The organism is Persicobacter sp. CCB-QB2 (assembly GCF_001274635.1).
GTDB classification, from domain to species: domain Bacteria; phylum Bacteroidota; class Bacteroidia; order Cytophagales; family Cyclobacteriaceae; genus Persicobacter; species Persicobacter diffluens.
Map to the genome: position 1 here is coordinate 2,728,244 of NZ_LBGV01000001.1, position 24,655 is coordinate 2,752,898.

Below are 24,655 nucleotides of genomic sequence, written 5' to 3' on the forward strand. Positions count from 1 at the left end.
TAGCATCAACTGTAGTAAAGCCAACAGTAACCTAACTCCTGAATAAAGGGTTAAAAGCTCTTTGGAGCAGGGAAGTAGGAACAGCAAGGGAATCACAACTTTTAGTAGCGCTAATTTAAATGCCTGGAAAGGCTTAAGCCTAGCCCCAGGAAACCACGGAATCAGTAATCGGCTCCTGCTTTAGGTAGGCCACCTAGCTAGAAAGAGGGGCTTAGATGTGGAACTTTTTTCAGGATATGGAAAGAGTAGCGGCAAGCATTAGGATCTGAATACCCCATGACTAAGTATAAAAAAAAGGCCACACCAAAATCATTTTTGGTGTGACCTCTTTTAAGATCAATATTTAGTTGGATGATTATTTAATCGGAGCGGGAATATTAACTACCGGATTATTATCTCCCACTGAAATAGCATTATTCACATCAATTTCTTGTCTCGGTATGCGGAATAGTAGTACATCCAATTCATTCTCATTAACATTAATACGCATTTCATTCGGGAAGTTCGAACTATTACCATTCGCTACATCCACACGGATAATTGGCTTCTTCAATCTTAAAATGTCAAACATCTCAAAACCTTCTCCCAAAGCTCCACTCTTCTTTGGAACCAAACCTCGTCCTGAAGTTCAGTTGAGGATCCTGCTGTACACTTATAGGAAGGATCACGATATGTCTGAATGAAATTTTCTAAAATCTGTTTACCCTCCGCAACACGACCTGCCATACCCAGCGCCTCTGCCTGGATTAAAATCATTTCCTCTGCCCTCATTACCGCCCAATCACTTGCATTAACCGCATTGTTAATTATTCCTTTAGATGCCCCAAACTTCACATTGGTGTAGGGAAAATAGCCATAATAATCCTCCACGGGGTAGGGTTTACCCTTATAATCAATTGTTTTACCTTCCGTCAATGGTGATTTCAAATTTTCATCAATCCACCATCCCTTTCGGATGTCCGTATCTGGAATCTGAGCCCATAGATTTTGATTAATTGCGCGGAACTGCCCCACTAATGTACTATATCCATTTCCTGTAAAAGAACTTAGGTGAGAAGGCCAATTCAGAATACCTGAAGCCACCACATCATTAGTTTCATTGATCACATTGGCAAAAATCCAGCTTTTATCTCCTGAATCGTAAAATTGAGGTTCCGTCAAGTCCTCCAAGGTATAGGGAGTGTAACCACCCGACAATGCGGACAGTGCATCATCTGCAGCTGCCTGCCAATTGCCCATTACCAAATTGGCTCTCGCTCTTAAACCATATGCCACATCTTGATTAATCTGAGATTTATCACTCCTACTGGTTCCCGCTAATAAAGGAATCGCAGTATTCAAATCAGACATAATCAGTTCAAACACTTCTTTCACAGAGGCTCTTGGATTGTTATACATAAGCTCTTCAGGCGTATTTTCAGTTTGAATGACAACACCGGGGGCATTTTCATTTCCGATATAGGAACGCTGAAACATCTGAATCAAATACAGATAAGAAAATGCCCGGAGGCCAAAGCCTGACCGCGATAAGATTGCATTACCGGATCCTCTTTTTCAGGATCGATTACCCGTAAAATATCATTGGCCACTTTTATATGATTATAAAAAAGCTTCCAGGCCATCAAATTTTCATCTGAAGTATATACTCTGTTGGTAAATAATGTATTTTTTCTATACCAATTATAACCAGCATCAGGAGAAACCAAATCTTGCCCGGAGTGGTCCAACATCATGCAAACTGATGCAAAACCATAATCAAAGTGATTTACATATGAATTTCCAATAGTATTGTACTGAATCATATTGGCTGCCAAGCCTGAAATATGTGCTGATAATAACTCTGGATTCGCATCCATTAATTCATAACGTCTTGAATCAGACAACACATCTCCCTCCGGATCAATATCCATGTTAACACATGAGGAAAGCATCAAGCCGGAAAATAGAAATATTATTAATTTTTTCATGTCTTTAGAATTTTACAGATAAACCACCTGATACTGAGCGAACTGGCGCATAACGATAGGAACCAGCAGAAGTAAACGACTGTCTTGGATCCAATCCCTGACGTGCGGACCATAAAGCAACATTATCTGCCACCATATAAATTCTTAAATCGCCTAATTTTAATTTATCACTAATGGCCGATGGGAAAGTATAACCTACAGTGATATTCGCTAGACTCAAAAAATTAGAACTTACCATGAATCGGTCTGAGGTACTGTTTACGCGTACATCTCCACTTTTCAAACGTGGTACACCGGTATTTCTATTTTCCGGAGTCCAGGCATTCAGGATATCCTTATGCCAGTTTTTACCAGCATCTGAAGAAGTTCCCACGTGCATCAACTGCGCATAAGTATTATCATACACCTCTCCGCCCAACTGGTAAGCAAAGCCCATAGCAAAATCAAAGCCCTTATAGTTTAACTGCGTTCCGAAACCACCGGAAACTACTGGAAGCATATCTCCGGTAGCATAGAAAGAACCATCATCCCAGGAATCTGTGGTTTCCCTACCGGTCACCTCTCCTGTTTCATCATCCACAATATCTTTCCAGAATAAAGCTTTTCCTGTTTCCTGATCCACTCCCGCATAGGACCTAATGTACATTTGGTACATCGATTCACCCTCTCTGTAAATTCTGGTATCATCGATCATCTCTCCATCTAAGGACTCCTCCAGACTCAATATTTTATTCTTCATGAAGGTAGCATTCACATTTATTGCCCAAGAGAAATTGCGATTCTCGATAAGCTTCGATCTCAGGTCAATTTCCAAACCAGAATTCCGCATCGATCCGACATTAATCGGTAAGAAAGAATATCCCTCATGAGGTGGTACCGGCATATAATAGAGCATGTCAGTAGTTGTTCTGGAGAAATATTCAAGGCTACCGGATAGTTTGTTTCCGAACAAGCCAAAATCAAATCCAGTATTAAAACTATTGGCAGTTTCCCAGGTAATATCCGGATTTCCTTTATAATCTAAGGTAAGAGCAAAGTCACCACCCTGATTACTCAACTTATATTGATCTTGGTAGGGATAGAAATTGATATTATTAGGAGTATCAGCATAACCCTGATATAATAATCTGTCATTCCCCTGCTGACCAAAACTCGCTTTGAATTTCAATAAATCAACAAAATCTGAACCGATCATGAAGTCCTCCTTCGTGATCAACCATGCAAAACTCGCACTCCAAAAATTCCCCCAACGATTATCTGGATGAAAACGGGAAGAGGCATCTCTTCTGTATGAAAGAGATCCAAAGTATTTTCCAGCATAATCATACTGTACTCTGGATAAAAATCCCTGAGTGGCATAACGATCCGTTTTCGAATCATTCTGTGGATTTTCAATTCCATTACCTAATTCTGGTGCAGTAGGATCAAATAAATTCCCCCTGCTACCGCCCACGAATTGATAAGTATACTGATAATCTTCATAACCAGCCAAAGCCTCAATATTGTGCTCCCCAAAAGTTTTGTTGAAGTTTAACAAATACTGTTTTGTAAGCCCGAACCTTCTATAGTTATATACATTTATTAAGCCTCCCTGTCCTGCATACTGACCATAAAATCCATTATAAAGATAATGGTATCGCTGATTATCAGAATCTACACCGAAATTCACATTCAACCTTAAATAGTCGGTAAAAGAAAGCTCTGCATTCCCTCTTGCTCCGATTACATCAGAAACATATCTTCTGTCATCCAGCTCCATGGTAGAGGCCGGATTTGATTGCCCCATAAATGGACGACGATTATTAGTACTGGAAACGTCTCCAAAATCATAAACTGTAAAACCATTTCTATCGATCATCACATTTCCATCTGTATCCCGAACATAAAGCGGATAGATAGGCGCCATCATATTAGTAACATAGAAAAGATTCCCACTACTATTACTGCTGGTCTGATTTCTAGGAGCCTGCTGATCGTAGTGTGTATAATGGAAATTAGCGCCAAGCTTCAACCAGTCTTTTGCCTGATAATCACTCCTTAATCGCCCTGAATATCTGGTAAATCCAGAACCTGGTGCAATACCGGTATCATCCAGATACCCCAGAGACAAATAGTAATTCATTTTTTCATTGGCAGCGCCACTCACGCTAATGTTATACTCTTCTCTTCGGTTACCTGAGTCAAAGATTTCATCTTCCCAATTATCCGGACGGTAAAAATAGTCTCCATCTGAATAACCTACAGTAGCATTAGGGTTCATTTTCCCATCAGTTCCGATAAAATCTTGTCCATCCGGAACGGTATATACCTGATAACCCAATCCGCCATTATTATAATTAAATAACCTACTCAAGGCCGATTGATGAGCATCAACAGGATTCGGGTTATCATTGCCATAAATCTCGTTATTATACAAAGTCTTGTAAAAGGTCTCATAATACTGAGTTGGACTTGTCATTACGTCATAATTTGGAATCGCCCTTCTGTTCACTCCTACCTTTGCATCAAAGGATATATTTGACTTTCCTTTCTTACCCTTCTTGGTAGTAATCAAAACAACGCCATTCGCTCCTCTTGCTCCATAAAGTGCATTGGAGGCGGCATCCTTAAGTACCGTCAATGATTCTATGTCCTGAGGATTCACACTGGCCAACTTTCCATCAAAGGGAATCCCGTCAATAACATATAATGGTTGATTACTGGAGCTAATCGAACCCACACCACGAACACGAATATCTGCCGTTTCTCCCGGCTGACCTGTCTGGCTTTGTATCTGCACCCCAGCCAGTTGCCCAGCCAGCGCCTTTGTCACATCAGAGGATTGTCTGGTAATAATATCCTCAGATTTGATGGTGGCCGCAGAACCTGTAAAAGAACTTCTTTTGGCTGTACCATAAGCCACGACCATCACTTCTTCCAATTCCTTGATATCAGCGGTCATGACCATATCCACTTTGGAGCGATTCCCAATCACGACCTCTTCTGTGGCTAAGCCAATAAAACTAAACACTAAGCTTTTTGCACCGTCCACGTTTAGGGAATACTTCCCCTCAATGTCCGTAATTGTTCCTGTGGCAGATCCTTTGACAGTAACATTCACACCGGGGATGGGCTCCCCGCTTTCTTCTGCTGTTACGGTACCCGTAACAACACGCCCCTGGGCAAAAGCAGACATAGCAGTCCACAGAATTGCCAGAGCAATCAGTAATGGATTTTTCATAAGTAAAGTTTGGTTAAGATGGATAACACCTGATAGCGAATCAAAATACTATCTACCGCAAGTAAAGCAGTATTTAATTCTGTTCAAAAAGCGAAAACCCACACAAAAAACCATTCAACTGAATAATAAGATATCGATCAAAATAATAAACCAGTGCCATCTAATCTAAAACCAATACCCACTCCATCAAGCCAAAATCCATTATTAAAAACCACTTCTATCATTAATAAAAGATTAAAAAAGACGCGTATTAAATACCTTTGGAATGCTTGATTTGAAACTATTTTTTTTATTAAAAAACAATTAAATTATATAAGTTGATGTGCATTTTTTGCCAAAAGACCTTTTTACCATCAAATCCTCAAACAAACTTGAATTAACCCAAAATCAATTCAATAAATATCGACTTACGTTACGCATCTGTAAAGATGAGTAAAAGAAAAAAAGGAGGCGATTTTAATCTATTTGATAAAAATTAGGCTGAAAAAATAATCCTTTCGTTTTTACTCATTAGATTCAAAACACAAATAGATTAACCTGAACTATTCATACAGAAATATTGACTTGATCGTAATGAATGAAGTAATCAGCCCCCCTTTCAAGTTCCCCCAATAGAAATCAATGCATAAAAAAAGCCAGCGATTAACGCTGGCCTTTTATGCAAAACTATATATTACTTTATCGGATTAACGGCTTCCTTTTGCCCACCATACGTTTTCAGAGAAAACATACCTTCCATCACCATAGGCTTCCGCTACATTTCGGTTTGCCGTTACATCAGATCCACCATAGGTGAATCTCAAAGGAAATTGAGTAGCATTCTTTTCATTGGCCAATTCAATCACATGATCGCCCATGGCCTCTAGTCTACGATAATCATTATACGCCTCTACCACTTCTGCCTCGAAGAAGGCGAAATACTTTTGGTTCATCACCTCTGATAATGGATCAGCATCAAACAATGGCTTCACCTCATCAGTGATATAAGCCTGAATCATGGCAGCAAAATCCGCATCCGCTACGGATCCAAATACATATTTCTTACTCCAAAAAGCAGCTGTAATGGCTTTGTTTAAAGCAGCCTCCGCCTTTGGAAGATCTCCTGATCTAACATATGCTTCCGCTTTTAAAAACTCCAGCTCGTGATAACTCAACAAATAAGTTGGGGCAGTAGGCGTACTTAGTGCAGAAACGGCATATCTATTCTGCGCCTGAGCCGGATCCCCATTTACAGCGAATTCAATGGTATCTTTTTCCAATTCTGGGTGCTTTACCCAATATACTTCTGCTCTCGGGTCATTTCGTTCATCCAATTTGTTGTAAAAGCTTAAGCTGGCACCAAAATAATCACGATCAGTGAAAAACTTATAGAAAGGGCTAATGGAAGTCCCTCCATTATAATCAAATCGTGCTTCCTCTGCTTCATTAGCAAATGATTTCTCGATCAATGACACCACCTCCTGATAATTAACTTCATCCTGGGCCATTAATCTCATAGTGTACCTGGCTTTTAATCCATTGGCAAATGCAATCCAGGAATCAATGTCTCCACCATAAAAGATATCTTGTCCGGCAATAGGCTCATAAGGAAAAGCCTTTGCTTCATTTACCTCTGCAGCTTTGTTCAAATTAACAATAGCATTGTCCAGATGCATAAAAACATCCTGATAAATATCCTGCTGTTTATCCAGCTTTGGTTGGAAAATAATACCCGGCTGAAGGGCCTCCGACCATGGCGCATCACCGAAAAGGTCTGTAAGGATGGCTAAATTGTAGGCCGTCATCACCTGGGCAATTCCCAAATTCCAGTGATTCCCTGCTTCATTTCCATCATCCGAACATTTTTCAACCACCTGCTTCAGTACCAACAAGTTTCTATAAATGCTATTCCAGGAATTATTATAGGTACTGTGCGCTATAGGCTCCCCGGAACGAATCTCTGCATTATACAGTTGATTATAAATTCCCACATTGTGTTCCATGTAGGAGGAAGCGTAAAAGGCGAGATCACTCCCGGTTACGGAGAAAGCACTTTTTACGAAAACATCCGTCAACATCAAATTGGTTGGTGAATCAACAGGATTATTCGGATTAGAATTAATATTGTCCATAATATCTTCTGAACAGGAAGACATCAAAACAATGGCCAATAGACCTAATATATATTTAAATTTAGTCATGATATTCAATTTTGGGATTAGAATTTAAGATCGAAGCCAAAACCAAAACTTTGCGTTTGCGGCATAGAGAATCGCTCAAATGAGCCTCCCATATTATTATTACCCTGAGATGATTCCGGATCAAAGTTTGGTAATGCTGACCATAGCAAAATATTTCTAGCGAAAGCATTCACCCCTAATTCCAAACCGCTTTTGAATCTTGGTAGGCGATAGCTCAAAGTTACCTCTCTCAATTTCACAAAAGAGTTGTCATAAATATAGGCTTCATCAATATTACCCAAGGCATTTGCATATAGGTTTTGATAAGCAACAGCGTCCTCTTCTCCACCTCTCTGAATATCATTGGGAGTACCATCAGATTTAAAACCGGGGTAAATAAAAGGCGTAGAACGGTCTGCTGTTTTTTCAGAAACGCCATATAGATCCAGTAATCCATTTGAACCGGAGTACATTTGCCCTCCATTTTTCCACTCAAAAGTAGCGCTTAAGCTAACTCTCTTATAAGAAAAACGAGTTGAACCACCCATAATAAAATCAGGAGCTACATTTCCGATCACGTCTGGCTCTCCCGGCATTGGCATACCGTAATTCCAAGCGTTAGGATTATCATTCACCAAAATTCTACCCTGATCATCTCTTGCATAAGCAGTACCATAAATCACTGGGAAGGTATACCCAATACCAGCTCTTACCTGAGGGGTTACGAAACCACCTAAAAAGATGCTTTCCACACCATCTGCTAATTCATCCACCACATTCACAATTCGGGAAAAGTTTACACTTAAATCCCATTGGAAATCTTTGGTTTGCACAGGAGTGGCAGTTAAAACCAATTCATGCGCATCCGTATGTACCGCTCCACCGTTCATCATTCTGCTGGAAACACCAGTAGAGCCTGCTAATGGTACTTCGAAAATCTGATCGGTAACATTCTGACGGGAATAAGTGTAATCCAGTCCGAAGCGGTCATTGAAAAATCTCAATTCTGCACCGATCTCATAGGATTGGGTATTCTGAGGTTTTAATTCCGGATCATACTGCACGAAATAGGGGATAAATGAATTCACACCACCCATTGGGTAAGTAATTGGGGCGTTAGCCCAAAATCCTCCACCATAAGAGGGAGTGTACAGGTAATTGTCTCGATATGTTCCTGCTTGCCCCACCTCTGCATAAGATGCTCTCAATTTCGCGAAAGATAGTGCAGGAATATCACCAATAGCCTCTATCTCTGTCAAAACAAAACCCAGGGAAACCGAAGGGTAAACAAATGAACGATTCCCTCTAGGCATTTGAGAAACAATATCATTTCTGCCTGTAGCAGTCAAAAACAACATTTTCTTATAGTCTAAAGAAAGCTGACCGAAAAATCCAACGGTTCTATTCCCCCATTGTTCTTCCGAAGCTTGTTGGATATTAGTATTGTTAATATGAGACCAGCCACCAAAGTTGAAATCATATCCATTTTGAGAATATTTCTTTTGATTACTGTCATTGATTTCATTACCCACTAAAGCATTTAAGGAAAGATCATCATTAATAGACCAACCAAAGTTCACCGTTGTCAAACTATTAACCGTTGCGGAAGTGACACCATAATTCTGCATGAAACCAGTCCCACCCCGATGACCATAACCATAAATATCCTGTAAGTGGGTGGTATAAGTGTCTGCTCCAATTTGAGTTTTCACTTTCAAACTCATATCATCACCAATCTCTGGGGCAAACTCTAAATAACCATTACCAAAAAAACGGTTGGTTTGCTCATTAAAGGTCATATTATCTACGGCCCAATAAGGATTATTAAAAGTCAAAGAACGGTAATAAACCTGATCATATGGATCTTCTGGTGTACTTGAGGGGATTCCCTTCAAATCATAAGTAGCAGGAGCGGCAAATACACCCGCGAGAATGGCATCATTACCTGCAGACAATTTATCAATATTATTCTGCATATAATTCGCAGTGAAACCCGTCGTCCAATAGTCATTTAACTTGGTCTCCACGTTTCCTTTCACATTATAACGCTCCATACCCGTACCTGGAGCAATACCTTTTTGAGTAGAATTACCAATACCAAAAGAATAATGACCTCTATTGGTCGCTTGGCTAATGTTAGCTGAATTCGTTACCGTATGCCCCGTCCGGAAAAAATCATTGAAGTTATCATAAGTCTGAGGAGTCGTCCAGGGGTCTAAGCCCGCACTTGCACGTTGTGGGACATAGTACATGCCATTTTTGCCTTGGCTATTGCCACCATAGTTAATATCATTAGGTAGCTCTGACAATTTTGGGCCCCATGCCATGGAAGAATAAGGATCAAATGCACCATTATAGCCTTGCGCATAACCGCTTTGATATTCAGGAGATCTGGAGACTACATCAAAAGAGGTGAAATTTGAAAAAGTCACCACAGGCTTTCCTTTCACATTGCCTTTTCCACTTTTGGTGGTAATGACCACCACCCCATTAGAGGCACGAATACCATAAAGTGCTGCTGCAGCCTGACCTTTCAAAATGTTGATACTCTCAATATCATTTGGATCAATATCCACTGCACGGTTAGAAACATCCGCTCCGGTAACAGAGCTTCCAGTATTAAAATCCGGCGTAGAAGAAACCGGCATTCCGTCAATCACATATAAAGGTGTATTGTTTCCAGTAAAGGAACGCGCTCCACGAATAGTAATCTGAGAAGATGCCCCCGGCATACCGGAAGAAGGCTTAATATCCACACCGGCAATTTTACCCTGCATGGCAGTGGCCAAATCCGCATTACCGGCCTTGGTCAATTCCTGATTACTCACCTCCTGCACCGCATAACCCAAAGACTTCTTGTCGCGCTTCATTCCCATAGCAGTTACTACCACCTCACCCAACTGCTTGATATCCGCAGTCATGACCATATCGATCTTAGACTGACCACCCACTGCAACTTCTTCCGTGGCTAAACCAATAAAGGAAAATATAATTTTATCTGAGGAAGAAGCATTAATGGAGTAATGCCCCTCGATATCAGTAATTGTACCGGAAGCGGTTCCTTTTACTAATACGTTCACTCCGGGGATGGGCTCCCCGCTGTCTTCTGCCGTTACGGTACCCGTAACCACACGCCCCTGCGCATAGACGGACATACCAGTCCATAGCACGGCCAGGGCAATGAGTATTGCTCTTTTCATAAAAAAAATGGTTAAGAATGGATAACATTATAGAACAATTGCTTTTGTTCCACGATGCAATTAAGGCAGAATTTTATTTTACTCAAAAACGAATAATCAATACATTATTTTGTTCAACTGAATAATTGGAATTCCAACTTTTGCTCCAAGAAAGGACGCTTTAACCGAAACTTAATCTCTCTCAAAAAAACGAGTAAAAAAACGAGGGACGTGCGTAAATACCTTCACTGAATTAACGGGAGATTAAAAAATATTTAGGAGCGCCTTAGCAAAGAATGGTTAATACTCAACAATATTTTTTTTGAAAAAATTTCTAAAAAAAGTAGACTTAAAAACAAATCCATACCAAAAAGTCAAAAAATCGTTATTTCTTTCAACAAAACCGATATTTCAGTAACAGTCTTTCAACAAAAAAGCACTCTTCGGAAAAATAGCGCTCCGCTAAACGGCTTGGTAATTCACAAAAAGGCAATAAAAAAGCCCTCAATAATGAGGGCTTTTTAATCTTAATATACTTCACTTATTATGATAAGTCTTAATTTACAACTTTCTCCAAAGCTACCTCCATCTTATATGGACCTCCCGAAAATACTCCGGAATCCCAAATAACAATATCAAAAGTGCCTTCCGCCTCATCGAATACCAAACTCTCAATTTGGCAATAAGCCGATTGACCTGTTATTGTAACAGAGTTATCTTCTTCAAGGACAAAATCCACTGTAGCCTTGTACTGACCAGCATAGTCAGACCCCAGGTAAAAAGCAACATAGTCTCCCCAAGCGTTATCTAGCGTATAAATACCTTCGCCATAATAATACAACTCTGATTTGACTACCCACTCGTTACCATCATTGGCCAATCCTTCATAAAAAGAGATCTCTTTTTTATCCTGGATTTCAGCTGAAACGGCAACCTTTTGGGTTCCATCCAAAAAGCCTAATTGAATCATATCATTATTCGTACCGGTGATGGTGAAGGTCAAAATTCTATCTTCAAACACTAATTCGGGATCGAAAACAGCTTTTACTTCTACAAATCCATTTAATTCCCCTGCTGGAATAACAATCTTTTTTGCACTTAAGGTGTAATCCTCTCCTTCCACAACATTTTCTTCTGCTACCTCAAAAAAGATCTCCAAATCCGTACTCAGGGCCTTATCCAAAATAGCGGTTACACGTGCAGATTCCCCATCCTCTTGGGCTACTAATGGCTGCGAATAATCCCATTGCACTCTGTAATCCCCTTCATACAATGTTTCGTGAATATTCTCCTCACAGGAGAAAAAACTGAAGGAAACCACTAAAAAGCCGAGTATATATTTATTAAATAACTTCATAATTAATTCGTTTGATATCCTGGATTTTGAACCATTGAAGTATTTGCCAATAATTCGTGATTAGGAATTGGCATTACAAAGCGATAATCCCCTCCGGACAATAATTTTGGAGTAGTCGCGGCAGTTACATCAACACGAATGATGTCATCCCCCCATCTTCTAATGTCAAACCAACGATGCCCTTCGAAAGCTAATTCAATAGCACGCTCGGTTTTGATGGCCTGTAATAAATTAGCTCCACTTTCTGAACCCGCAACATATGATTCTAGGCGAGCTGTTCTCAGCGTATTCAAATCCGCTAAGGCTTTCGCTTCATCTCCTGAATAATAATATGCCTCAGCCCTGCTTAATAAAATTTCCTCCGCTCTGAATACAAAGAAATCACTTGCCCCTACTGCTGCATCCGTACCTAAATACTTTCCTACAACATTTAACCCATCATATTCTGATATATTGATATCCTGCCTAACATCAACATAGTCGGTGCTGAATTTATTTATGAAATCCTGGGTTACTTCAAAGTTAACCGTCCCGTTAGAGTCCTGCCAAATAGCCCCAATTCGACCACCATTATCCGGAATTGCAAACTTAAATATTACGCCTGCTTCACTGTTTATGGCACGATCGAAAACTTCACCAATCTCCATAATATCCGCGATATCATACATGCCCAAAAGGGTATCCGCAATAGCAATTACCTTTGTGTAATCCTCCTGATAAAGGGCTAACTTCAATTCTAAAGCTTGCAAAAACGAGGTACTCACATAAATAGGTGTAGCAGGGTCATATCCGGCTAAAAGCGATTTAGCCTCCTCAATATCTGCTTCTAACTGACTCACGAATGCACTCACCGTCAGTCTTTCCGGAGAACTGATCACAGATTCGGTCATATAGGGAGCCACCAGCTTACCTCCATCCGTATAACTTTCAGCATAATTTCTAAACAATTCAAAATGAAGATAAGCTCTCAAGGCAATCGCTTCCCCCTTGATCTGCTTATGGCGTTCCATTTCTTCCTCTGAGGGAACGATAGATTCAACTCCGGCTAACAACAGGTTAATGCCATTGATGGCAATATAGTTTGTCGCCCAGCCAAAAGTAAATTCCACTCCGGTTCCCAGGGCATTATAATTCCAATTATACTGCGTAACCCCAATATTACGACCACCAGTGGCCATTTTTGTCATATCAGTTTGATAAGAGGAAGTCGAAATAGCACTAGTTCCTGATGCAGAGGAATATGCTCCAGCCAAACCGGCCTCCAAATCGTCAAAAGACTGGTATGCCCGAGAGGTCTCAATAGTATCTGTTGGTTTTAAGTCCAACTTATCTGAGCAAGCCCCCAGTAAAACTACCAGGGCTAAGGTTAATATTTTATATTTCATAGTGATGTCGGATTAGAAAGATAAATCAATACCCATTGTATAAATTCGAGGAATTGGATACTGGAATTGCGCAATGTTATTTCCGATTTCAGGATCAAATCCAGAGAATTTCGTCCATGTCATCAGGTTTTGTCCTTGCGCATAAACTCTTAGTGAGCTAAAAGGAGTCTTGCCTATTATTGCGGAAGGAAGGGTATAACCCAATTGAACGTTTTTCAATTTAATAAATGAACCATCCTCAATATCATAAGAACTAAACTCTCTTGCATATCCTGGAGCTGCAATATTAGTTACGTCACCTGGCTGTTGCCACATATCCAACATCCTTGTGGTTTGATTATAGGGAACATTATGGTTCTCAATGAAATAAAGTTGATTATTAAATAATTTATGACCTGCCTGAAAACTAAAGAAGAAAGAAAAGTCAAAACCTTTATAAGACATATTGTTGGTGATACCACCAATATGAGGAGGGTTCGATGTCCCCCAATTAGTCGTGGAGTTATCTTCAGAATAGGTAGGCGTTAAAGCTCCATCAGCGGTTAAGTAAAGTGGTTGTCCATTTGCAGGATCTACTCCTCCCCAACCTACACTGTAATGAGAGCCAAGTGGCTTTCCTACTTCAACAAGGGAGGTTCCATTCTCAAACTGGGAAACCTGACCGAGATCCATGATTTCATTGTCATTATAGGAATAATTCATACTGGTAGTCCATTTGAAATCACCTATTTGGACATTAGTCGTATTCAATACGAATTCAATACCACGGTTTCTCATTTCACCCGCATTAATTCTCAACTCTCCCTGACCTGAAGTATAGGACAGCTTTTGATCAAGGAATAAATCTGAAGTAATGTTATTGTAAACATCTACCGCCAAACTAACTCGATCATTAAAAGCAGAAACATCAACTCCTAGATTAAACTGGGCAGAAGTTTCCCATTTCAAATCAGGATTTGCAATACTTGCAGGTACAATACCTGCAGTCCCCGCATACCCACTCGTATTTTGGAAAACGCCATATCGTTGGTATGATCCAATACTTTCATCTGTATCATCTTGGTTACCCGCAACACCGTAAGAAGCCCTTACTTTCATAAAACTGATCAAGCCACTATTGAAAAAGTCTTCATCAGATACTACCCAAGAAGCTCCCACAGCCCCAAGTGTTGCCCATTGATTATTTTCTCCAAATTTGGAAGAAGCATCTCTTCTCAAAGAGAAGGTTAAGTTATACTTTTCATTATAGGAATAATCTCCTACTAAGAAATAGGAAAGCAAAGCATTTGACTCCTTAAAACCGCCAACAGAGGCAATAAAACCATTATCAGGATCTCCTTGTGTAATACCACCCGGAGTATTTGGCAATTTTCCGTTTATTCCATAACCGGTGTAATTATGTCCTGAGTAAGTCTTTTGAATCAATTCAGAATTAATCGAGGCCGCCAATTTGTGTTTACCAAATTCTTTGGCATAACCAATCTGACCTAACAGAATTGGAGAGAAGAAAGAGTAATCATTAAAACTATACAAACCCTCACCTCCATTACTAACTCCGGATCCCGGTCTATACTCTGGATCTCTCCATTGGTTTGACTTTCTATTTCTATAATCCAGGCCTAATCGTCCACTGACGAAAATACCATTCCACACATCCAATTTTGCATTTAGGGAAACATTTGCTTTCAATTCCCCTCTGCTGTTAGAGGTATGGTCTCTCCATTCTAATGGGTTTTGCCCCAAAGGCCCATATGTATAATTCCCATCATCATCAATAGGCTTTTGGTATGGCATATTCAAAGACTGAACCATTGGGTTTGCTACGGATAACCCTTCACTTGGTACATAATTCAAATCCGAATAACCAATGTAAGAGTTCAAGTCAATCTTCAATCTATCAAAAGAATCATTCTTGATGTTAAATCTCCCTGAGTACCTGTTCAAATCAGACCCCAACAGTACACCATCTTGTTGAAAATAATTTCCGGAGATATAAAAGGAAGTTCCTCCTTTGCCTCCAGTCATAGATAACTGGTGATTTTGAGAACGACCTAATTGCGTTGCTACTTCTGCCCAATCGGTATCAATCGCCTTTAATTCGGCCAATTTTTCCGCTGCATCATCCGGAGCGTTGGGATTATTAGGAGAATAAGCCCAGCCGTTACTTCTTTGAGTCATTTCCTCGTAACGCAATCGCTCTTCGGTATTCATCATGTCATATCTCCAATCTCCAACTTCCGTAATACCGTATTGGCCGGAATAATTGAAACGAGTTGCACCTGATTTACCTTGTTTGGTAGTAATCACAATTACACCATTGGCTCCACGAGACCCGTAAAGTGCGGTAGAAGAGGCATCTTTCAAAACATTCACTGAGGAAATATCATTCGGGTTGATCGCCGCAAAAGCATCTGCCTCAATTGGCACACCATCCATAATGTACAAAGGATCATTCCCCCCTAAAATAGAGCCGTTGCCACGAATACGGATTGTGGCTGCAGTTCCAGGTTGTCCTGAGCCAGCATTAATATAAAGACCTGAAGCTTGTCCTTGCAACATTTGATCGAAAGTTGCTACAGGTACATTCTCTAATGCTTTTTCATCGATAACTGCTATCGAACCCGATAAACTCTTTTTATTAAACTCACTGTATCCGGTTACGACTACCTCTGTAAGCTGGGTAAACTCCGCTTTCATGGTCAAATTAATCTCGGACTGCCCTCCTACTAAAACCTCTTCAGTAGCCAAACCAATAAAAGTAAAAACTAATCTTGTATCCTTTGAGGGAACATCAAGGGAGTATTTACCTTCAATATCCGTAATAGTTCCGGAGCCTTCTCCTTTAATGAGAACATTCACGCCCGGAATGGGATCCCCGGACTCTTCTGCGGTAACGGTACCCGTTACCACCCGGCCTTGAGCATAGGCCGAAAAGGCAAATAGCGTAGCCATTGCCATCAGTAGCATTTTTTTCATAATGGTTAAGATTGGGTAATACTAAAGTGATTTGGTTGATCACTATGGTTAAGTTAACGTAAATTTAATCCAAAAAAAAGATTAAACACAAGCCTCAACTGCTAATATTTATTCTGCTAAAAATGGTTTTGGAGAAATTTAATTCCGCTAAATAACTCATCAACCTCCAATAAAAGGAAGTGCCAATAACTGATTTTTAATCAAAAACCAATACATGAATCCTCCTATAAACATAAAAATTTACATAACGCCACAGCTAGGCCACTTTTAAAACACAGAGGAGGTAGCTTAATAGCATTTTAATAACATTAATTAAGTTTAATGTTATTAAAACACTTCCAGTCCTAGATTAAACGAATCAAATACTTACACAAAAAAGCCAAGACACTCAAATCCACTAAACCCATAAACCACAAAAATCGATATAATATTGAATTATATTTTGCCCTCCTCTTTTAGTAGCTTCAGCACTCATTACCCATCCATCTCACAAGCTTAAAAACACCTTTATTAGAGCGTAAAAAAAATATTTACAATTGTCTTATTAGTGACCAAAAACAAAAAAACCACCCCAAAGAGGTGGTTTGTAGTCATTATAATTATGCCCGAATTATCTTTAATTCAATCCGGGCTTAGCTGCAAGCCGGGAAACAAGAAGGGGCTTTCACTATTTCGATTTTTTTCCAACACATCGGCCGAATGAAATCAAAGTAAGTTTACCCCAATTTGGGCTCTTTAAAATCCAGGAACAAAATCCTCCAGAGCCTAAAAACGAAACTCCTTCTTTTGATCCATTGAATCTGATAGTTATTAATACAGGTTAATAAAACTAGTCTTTTCTATTGGCCAACTGTCCGCAGGCAGCATCAATATCCTTACCGCGGCTTCTTCTTACCACGACTATCACCCCGTTTTTCTCCAGATAGTTGGCAAATTTATCGAGTTTATCTTCTTTGGCGTTAACGAAATCAGCCTCTTTGATGGGGTTGTATTCGATAATATTGACCTTTGAAGGCACCTTGCGACAAATTTTCAATAAGGCTTTGGCATCTTCAATGGAATCATTGAAATCATTGAACACGATATATTCGAAAGTCACCCTACTCTTTGTTTTGGCGTACCAATAGTTCAATGCCTCCACCAACACCTCCAGATTATTGGTTTCATTGATCGGCATGATACGGTTCCGCTTCTCATCCGTGGGCGCATGCAGCGAAAGGGCCAAATTAAACTTGGCGCCATCATCCGCCATTTTGGTGATCATCTTGGCAACGCCAGCAGTAGAGACGGTAATCCGCTTCGGGGACATATTCAAACCCTCTTCGGAGGTAATCTTCTCTATGGACTCCCAAACGTTTTTATAATTCAACAAAGGCTCCCCCATTCCCATATATACAATATTGGAAAGTGGCTGGCCATAATTTTCTTCTGCCTGCCTGGCAATGGTCACTACCTGATCATAGATTTCTGCAGCATCCAGATTACGCTTGCGATCCATATAACCGGTAGCACAGAACGAACAAGACAGCGAACAACCTACCTGAGAGGACACACAGGCCGTCATCCGGTCATCGGCAGGGATAAGAACACCCTCGACAACATGCTCATCGTAGAGCTTAAAGGCCGATTTAATGGTACGGTCGCTGGATACTTGAGCCTGATCCACGGCAATTCCATTGATCACGAAATTATCCTCCAGCCATTCTCTGGTCTTTTTGGAAAGATTGGTCATCTCCTCAAAACTAGTGGCAGATTTTTTCCACAGCCACTCAAATACCTGCTTGGAGCGAAAGGGCTTTTCCCCCATCTCCACAAATTTATCCTTTAACTGCGCCTTGGTCAGTTTTCTTATGTCCTGCTTTTCAGAAACGGCTTTCATCATCTTCTTATTCGATATCCATTGCCTTTATGACAATTAGTACAAAGATAGCCAATATTTATCAAATCAAATGCCAAAGGATGACAATCCCCAAATTCACCTGAAAAGGACAAAAATTCTTAGCCCGGATTATTCAATCTTAAATCCTCCTTTAGCTGCCAGGCAAGAAAAATGAAGGGATTTTTCCTATTTAGAGTTTTTTCTAACGAAGCAAATGAATGAGGATAAAGCAAGCTTGCCCACATTTGGACTCTTAAAAAATCAGCAACCACGACCTTAAAGAAGGGTATACCAAGCCACTTAAGGCGAATTATTTCATTTTGCAGGGAAGAATTCGGCTTAGGCGCCAGACCTGAGCCCTCCCTTCTGGAAAAAGACAAAAACTTCCGGCCGGACAAAGTCAAAATCATAAAAGCTTGTATCTTTCTGCCTGAAGTAAATCAAACCATGAAAAAGACCATCTATTTTTTTTGCGCGCTACTGCTTTCTTCCTGCGGGGAAAAGCGTGAACAACAAACTAACAACAATCAACAGCCGATAGTGGAAAATGCTATCCCTTTAGCCATTGGCACCTACACGAGGAAAGAAGGGCATGTTGACGGAAAGGCGGAAGGGATTTATATCTATAGTTTCAATCCTGCCAATGGCGCATTGGAGCATCTTTCCACCACCGGAAATATCACCAACCCCTCTTACTTAAACGTACACCCTAATGGCAAGTATATTTATGCCGTAAGTGAGGTAGCGGATGATGAAAAGGGCGCTCCGGTTTACGCCTATCAGTTTGAGGCCTCTACCAACACTTTGGCCTTACTGAATGAATCTTCAACACTCGGGAACTATCCTTGCTATGTGGAAGTCTCTCCATCGGGAGAGGTACTCGCGGCAGCCAACTACGGAAGTGGCAACATTACTTTGATTCCACTGGAAAAAAATGGCACCCTTGGCACCCCCTCCTCAGAAGATCAGCACAGAGGCCAGGGCCCTAATGAAGCCCGACAAGAAAGCCCTCATGCCCATATGGCATATTTCAATGGGGCTAATCAAGTATTGAGCACCGATTTGGGTACGGACCAAATTCATATCTATAGTACGGAAAATCAGCAGTTAAAAATTGAAAAAGTACTTTCCCTAAGTGCTGGAGCTGGCCCGAGACACCTTGCGGTTCATCCCCAAAATCAACAACTGTATGTCGTGGATGAGTTAAAAGGAAACGTGAGCACTTTCTCCGAAAACCATGAACTCATTGCCGAAACCAGCTATTTAAAGAATGAAGGAGAGGAGGCCGCAGGCGGTGATATCATTATTGACCAGGCAGGAAAATATCTATATGTTTCCAACAGAGGCAATAGTAACAGTATCACGGTTTTTGAAATTAGCCAGGAGCTTAAAAAGGTGGGACACTTCTCCACTTTGGGTAAAGCACCACGAGCCATCACCTTCAGTCCGGATGGGAAATTTCTTTTGGCTGCCAATCAGGACAGTGGAGACATTGCTGTATTTCAACTCCATCCTGAAAGCGGACTTCCCATGAGTGAAGGGAAAGTTTATAAAATCCCGACGCCGGTTTGTATGAAATGGATATTACCGAAAAAGTAATAGTAAGAATTAATGCCCGCAGGGCTATTGGCCCTGCTTAGCTTAGGGATGGTGCGGGTTTGTATGAGCTCCTTGAGCGTTGGAATACTTTGAATACCACTAATATTCTAAGGCTCAAGAGCGAGCCGCCCCAGCCCGACCGACGGCAGGAGGGAAGCCCCTAAAAATAAATCCCAACCTGAATCACATAGCGAAAACCAAATCCGGCAGTTCGCATCCTCCCCTCGCGGGTAATTTCCTGATTCTGCAGCAAACCTTCCACCCAGGGAAAGCGATCCAGGGTAGCGTCTCTAATGGCATCCAATACTTCTTCCTGAATTTCAGGATCCAGATCTCCCTTTAAATGAATACGCCCATAATACCAGGAGATGGATGGACCGATAAGGATAAAATCGATGGAAACGCGCTTTTTAATGATAAACTGGTAGCCCAGTTCAATACCGATATTGTCTGCCTGCAGAAACGCCTCCGTCCCAAAAGAACCTATTTTTGCTCCTGCACCATCTGTAATATTATAACTTCGATCCCAACGGAAGACATAGTGCGCATAATAAGGGCCTATATAAACACCATCCGGTGCCCCGAATTTATTACGATTCAAGTAGAAGCGGAAATCAGCGGCAATACTCGCCCCTCCCTTACTTCCACCGTCAGCACGAATAAAATTGGGCGCAGGATTACTCACAAATTTTGGAAAAACCAATCGCCCTACATTCAGGGAAGCACTCATATTTTTATTAATAACGCGCTCATAACCCACCACAATGGAGGCATTTTCCCACAACAACCAGGGCGTCATGTTCCAGCGCACAACATTCTTTCGCTCTTTCACTGATTGGGCAACTGCAGGCCGGGAAAGGAATCCGGAGACTAAGATTAACAGGGCAATGACCACGGGCAACACCAATGATCTTCTCATATACAGAAAAGCCCTCCAATGGAAAAATTGTTAGTAAAACGTCTCCCTTAGATCGATTTTATTTCTAAGATGACACCGGGAATCTTCCGGTACACTTTTCACCTACTTTTTGCCGGAAAGACAAACTATACATTAATGCTATTATTTGAGTATCCCGGGGCTTTTTCATAACTAGCTAGACCAGCCATTCATTTCCTATTATTTAAGCCGAATTATTCACCGCCAAATACATCAAATCAACCCAAGAAATTCACTTTCAGTCTATTATATGTATTTTCTACACTGGTTGTAGCATGCTGCTACGACCTCAAATTTTTGGAGCGTCCGCTCCTTAAATAATAACCACGCTTAAGAGAAATGATTCCATCCCTCCTTATTTCGAAAAAGCTTATCGGCCTAAATGGCTTGTTAATTATCTGTGGACCAACCCTTTCTGTCGACTCAAAAGCACATTTTCGTTAAATGCATGAAAAAAAAATGGAGGGGGGAGTAAAAAGGGGGGGGGAGTAAAAAGAGCGGACGCTCCAATAGTTTTGGGTCTTAGACAGGAGCCTAAGACCAGTGGATTACTTTCTCTTCACTCATCTGCTTCATTGGAAAATACTGGAAACAGGAAAATCCCTTCACTTTCCCGCCTGGCAGCAAAAGAAGGATTTAGCAAACATCATTCGGGTTAATACACAATCGTTTCTTTTTCATTTATTCTTGATAAAAAACAGGGCGAAAAATCCAGGCTGTAATCAATTCTGAGGAGCTACCGAACCCGCTACCGGAATCCTTCAAGGCGGTATTTGACGATTGGAGCGAATGAAAGAAAATAATGTAAAATAAGGCGATGATAAATCTCTTCGACAGCAGAGCCCATGGCTTTTCGCCCATTGATCTAGACCGGACTGTTGGTGTGGAAGATTTTGCCTAATAAAACCTATACCGTCAAAGATAGTTGCCTAACGCGTAACAAGCACTCCAATCAAATAAACCTCATTTGGAACTGGAAATTTCTTATAATTTGTCGTTTCATGAAAAAATCGTATTCAGCACCCTGAATCTATTAGTAAATATTTCAGGTAAATATCCTCTTGATTCAATGGAGCAATCGCAGCACTTGACCCTCAGTTTTACCAACAATTAGTAATTGATTCTGCCAAAGCAATGTCTTTTTCCGGAAATTCAACTGGACAGCCTCTTTAGAAATAATAACCCACCTGAATTAAATATCGAAAGCCAAAACTCCTGGCATTCATTCTTCCCGAGGTCGCTATGGTTTGCTCATTTATCAGCTTTTCCATCCATGGAAACTGCTCCATTAAACCCGCAACCATATCCTGCACAGTTTCATCTTTAATTTCAGGATCAATATTTCCACCCACTTTTATTCGCCCGTAATACCAGGATAGCGATGGCCCAAAAAGCACAAAATCCAAAGCTAGCCTTTCCTTAATGATAAACTGGTAGCCCAGTTGTATACCCCAATTATGCGACTGAAAATAGGCATCGGTATAAATATTTCCCAGCCCCACCACAGTCTGCCGATCCTGAAGAACAAAGTCTTTTTCAAAGCCAAAATTGAAATAGGAATAATAGGGCCCCACATAGACCCCATCAGGAGCCCCAAACTTATTCCGATTAAAATAATAACGAAAGTCTGCCGTTACACTCACCCCCGAAGTTTTACTTTGGGTATTTAGTATCATATTGGGCAAGGGGCTCCGAAAAAACTGTGGAAGCTCAAGTCTGCCCGCATTAACGGAGGCACTCATATTCTCTGTAAGCACGCGTTCATAGCCCAAAATCACAGAGCCACTCTCCCACAGCAACCAGGGCGTCATATTCCAGCGGATTATGTTTTTCTTTTCCGCCACAGACTGTCCAATGCCGTCCGCAACACGCAAACATAACAGCAAGAGCAAGATAATTCTTAAAGGTCGGGTCATAACAATAGGTTTAGTATTTTAAATCTAAGCTATTTTCCGGACCATTACCATAGGCTATATTTCCTAAATCTTACTTATCCTGAATAATCCCCCGACGGAAGCCAAAAACAATGCTAAAAAAATCTCTATCAATATAATTCGAGAGGGGATACTGATTTTTAAATCGCCCAACTTTGGATAAACCAGCTTTCTCCTGATTCATCTGCTGCCTCGAAAAAATCTAAACAGGAAAAATTCCTTCATTTTTCGCTCCTTGCGGTTAAAAAAGGATTTAAGCTGGCATTATCCGGCTTCATTTTCATCAAAATATTCTGACCTGGAACAAAGAAAAGTATACAGTCTTTCAAAATCCTCCACCACAACATCCGGCTCCAGGCCCCAGGGGTCGAATATCTCCCCAGCATCCCGCCTCACCCAATATGCGGATAAACCAGAGCTTTGCGCCCCGATTAGATCAAAAGGGTTACTGGAAATAAGGGCAACCTCCTCCAACTCTGCCCCGGATTGCTGCAACAAATACTGATAAGCTGCCGGCTGTGGCTTGGTTAACTGCACTTCATCCAGTGAAACAATACCATCGAAATAAGCAGCCAGGTGATTTTGTGCTAAAAAATGAGCGATAGAAGGCGCTGCGCTATTGGAAAAAGCAAATATCTGAAAACCGGCCGCCTTCAGTTTTTTCAGGGCGCCTTTCACCTCGGGAAATGCAGACAACTCTTTCCCTGCCGCCAACAGCTGCCGTTGCTCCCCGGAAGAAAGCGAAAGATGAAAATACCGCAGGCAATAATCAAAGGCCTGCTGATGCCGAAGAGCCTGTGGCTGGTATTGATCCATCAGCGCCGCCCGGAACGCATACTCCACATGCTTTTGCTTCCAAAGCTTCATAAAATCCGCTGCCAGATCCCCCAATACCCTACCGGCAACACACCCTGCCTGTGAAGTATTCGCTAATGTCCCCAGCACATCAAAGGCCAGTGTTTTTACTTTCATTCCAACTCCGGTTTAGCCAACAAAAAAGGCAGCCCCAAAAGACCACCTTTAAACTGTTTTTATTTTTATCCGCCCTATTTCTTGAATAAGGAATCAACAAATTCATCTTTATTAAAAATCTGCAGATCTTCGATTTGCTCCCCAACGCCGATATAACGTACCGGAATCTTGAACTCATCAGAAATGCCAATCACCACACCGCCTTTAGCTGTACCATCCAATTTGGTAATGGCCAAAGAACTCACCTGTGTTGCCTTGGTAAATTCACGCGCCTGCATCACGGCATTTTGCCCCGTAGAACCATCCAACACCAACATTACATCGTGCGGAGCCTCCGGAATGAATTTTTGAATGACCCGCTTAATCTTGGTCAACTCATTCATCAGATTCACTTTATTATGCAAACGACCGGCGGTATCGATCATCACGATGTCATAACCTTCTTCTGCTGCTTTCTTTGCTGCATCAAAAGCTACCGCTGAGGGATCTGTATTCATCCCGTGAGCAACCACAGGCACCCCTGTACGTTCCCCCCAAAGTTTAATCTGATCCACCGCTGCCGCACGGAAAGTATCCGCTGCACCCAGCAATACTTTATACCCCTTATTTTTAAACTGAGCGGAAAGCTTACCTATCGTGGTGGTTTTCCCGACTCCATTCACCCCTACTACCAAAATCACATAAGGCTTTTTCACTCCGGCAGGGATTTCAAAATCACTCAGCTGCTCGGTTTGGTTCTCCGACAATAAGCCGGCAACCTCTTCGCGCAGGATCACATCTAGCTCGTCCGTACCCATATATTTATCACGGGCCACACGCTCCTCAATACGGCGAATCACCTTCAGGGTAGTATCTACCCCAACATCAGAAGTAATTAAAATCTCCTCTAATTCATCCAAAACGTCATCATCCACCTTGGATTTACCCACGACGGCTTTACCGATTTTGGAAAGTAAGCTATCCTTACTTTTTTCCAGACCTTTGTCCAGCTTTTCTTTTTTGTCTTTAGAGAAGAAACCGAAGATTCCCATAAAAATTGATTTACTAAAAGTAGTAGTCCTTATTGCGGTAATGGACAGAAGATTAGTAAT

15 protein-coding genes are annotated in these 24,655 nt (G+C 41.1%); 1 reads left to right on the plus strand and 14 read right to left on the minus strand.

Features of this window, described 5'->3' with window-relative positions; translation table 11 throughout:
• Window positions 1–355: 355 nt before the first annotated feature.
• The 10 genes from NG22_RS17650 to rlmN form a co-directional block, all read right to left on the minus strand.
• On the minus strand, window positions 356–571 hold the full coding sequence (locus tag NG22_RS17650; RefSeq protein WP_053405947.1) for a hypothetical protein: 216 nt from the start codon (window positions 569–571) through the stop codon (window positions 356–358).
• Window positions 556–1,476 (minus strand): RagB/SusD family nutrient uptake outer membrane protein, encoded by a 921-nt coding sequence (locus NG22_RS17655; protein ID WP_053405948.1) that lies wholly within the window; start codon window positions 1,474–1,476, stop codon window positions 556–558. The genes NG22_RS17650 and NG22_RS17655 overlap by 16 nt, the downstream gene beginning before the upstream one ends.
• Window positions 1,477–1,481: 5 nt before the next feature.
• Window positions 1,482–1,967, minus strand: a complete 486-nt coding sequence (locus NG22_RS17660) for a hypothetical protein (RefSeq protein WP_157601056.1) — start codon at window positions 1,965–1,967, stop codon at window positions 1,482–1,484.
• Window positions 1,968–1,971: 4 nt separating this feature from the next.
• Entirely contained in the window at window positions 1,972–5,187 is a 3,216-nt protein-coding gene (locus NG22_RS12030; RefSeq protein WP_082305075.1) for a TonB-dependent receptor, read from the minus strand.
• A 686-nt stretch (window positions 5,188–5,873) separates the two neighbouring features.
• The gene (locus tag NG22_RS12035; RefSeq protein WP_053405950.1) at window positions 5,874–7,367 is read right to left on the minus strand and encodes a SusD/RagB family nutrient-binding outer membrane lipoprotein; all 1,494 of its coding nucleotides are present in this window, start codon (window positions 7,365–7,367) and stop codon (window positions 5,874–5,876) included.
• A 17-nt stretch (window positions 7,368–7,384) separates the two neighbouring features.
• Window positions 7,385–10,546 carry a SusC/RagA family TonB-linked outer membrane protein gene (locus tag NG22_RS12040; RefSeq protein WP_053405951.1) on the minus strand — a complete coding sequence of 1,054 codons (3,162 nt, stop codon included), beginning with the start codon at window positions 10,544–10,546 and terminating at the stop codon, window positions 7,385–7,387.
• Window positions 10,547–11,081: 535 nt separating this feature from the next.
• Window positions 11,082–11,882 (minus strand): hypothetical protein, encoded by an 801-nt coding sequence (locus NG22_RS12045; protein WP_053405952.1) that lies wholly within the window; start codon window positions 11,880–11,882, stop codon window positions 11,082–11,084.
• Window positions 11,883–11,884: 2 nt separating this feature from the next.
• Complete coding sequence (locus NG22_RS12050) at window positions 11,885–13,267, minus strand: RagB/SusD family nutrient uptake outer membrane protein (RefSeq protein ID WP_053405953.1); 1,383 nt, start codon at window positions 13,265–13,267, stop codon at window positions 11,885–11,887.
• A 12-nt stretch (window positions 13,268–13,279) separates the two neighbouring features.
• A complete protein-coding gene (locus NG22_RS12055) occupies window positions 13,280–16,243 on the minus strand; it encodes a SusC/RagA family TonB-linked outer membrane protein (RefSeq protein WP_053405954.1) in 2,964 nt (987 codons plus the stop codon).
• 829 nt (window positions 16,244–17,072) lie between these two features.
• On the minus strand, window positions 17,073–18,122 hold the full coding sequence (gene rlmN, locus NG22_RS12060) for a 23S rRNA (adenine(2503)-C(2))-methyltransferase RlmN (protein ID WP_053406942.1): 1,050 nt from the start codon (window positions 18,120–18,122) through the stop codon (window positions 17,073–17,075).
• A 447-nt stretch (window positions 18,123–18,569) separates the two neighbouring features.
• Here rlmN and NG22_RS12070 point away from each other — a divergent pair, with 447 nt between their 5' ends.
• Window positions 18,570–19,721, plus strand: a complete 1,152-nt coding sequence (locus NG22_RS12070; protein ID WP_053405956.1) for a lactonase family protein — start codon at window positions 18,570–18,572, stop codon at window positions 19,719–19,721.
• A gap of 160 nt (window positions 19,722–19,881) precedes the next feature.
• Here the strand turns inward: NG22_RS12070 and NG22_RS12075 are convergent, their stop codons facing one another.
• From NG22_RS12075 to ftsY, 4 genes are all read right to left on the minus strand, one after another.
• Entirely contained in the window at window positions 19,882–20,640 is a 759-nt protein-coding gene (locus NG22_RS12075; RefSeq protein ID WP_053405957.1) for a hypothetical protein, read from the minus strand.
• Between the two features lie 1,187 nt (window positions 20,641–21,827).
• A complete protein-coding gene (locus NG22_RS12080) occupies window positions 21,828–22,574 on the minus strand; it encodes a DUF3575 domain-containing protein (RefSeq protein ID WP_053405958.1) in 747 nt (248 codons plus the stop codon).
• Window positions 22,575–22,856: 282 nt separating this feature from the next.
• Window positions 22,857–23,564: a haloacid dehalogenase type II gene (locus NG22_RS12085; RefSeq protein ID WP_053405959.1), complete on the minus strand. Its 708-nt coding sequence runs from the start codon at window positions 23,562–23,564 to the stop codon at window positions 22,857–22,859.
• 74 nt (window positions 23,565–23,638) lie between these two features.
• Window positions 23,639–24,595, minus strand: coding sequence for a signal recognition particle-docking protein FtsY (ftsY, locus tag NG22_RS12090; protein ID WP_053405960.1), 957 nt, complete (start codon window positions 24,593–24,595; stop codon window positions 23,639–23,641).
• Between the last annotated feature and the right edge of the window lie 60 nt (window positions 24,596–24,655).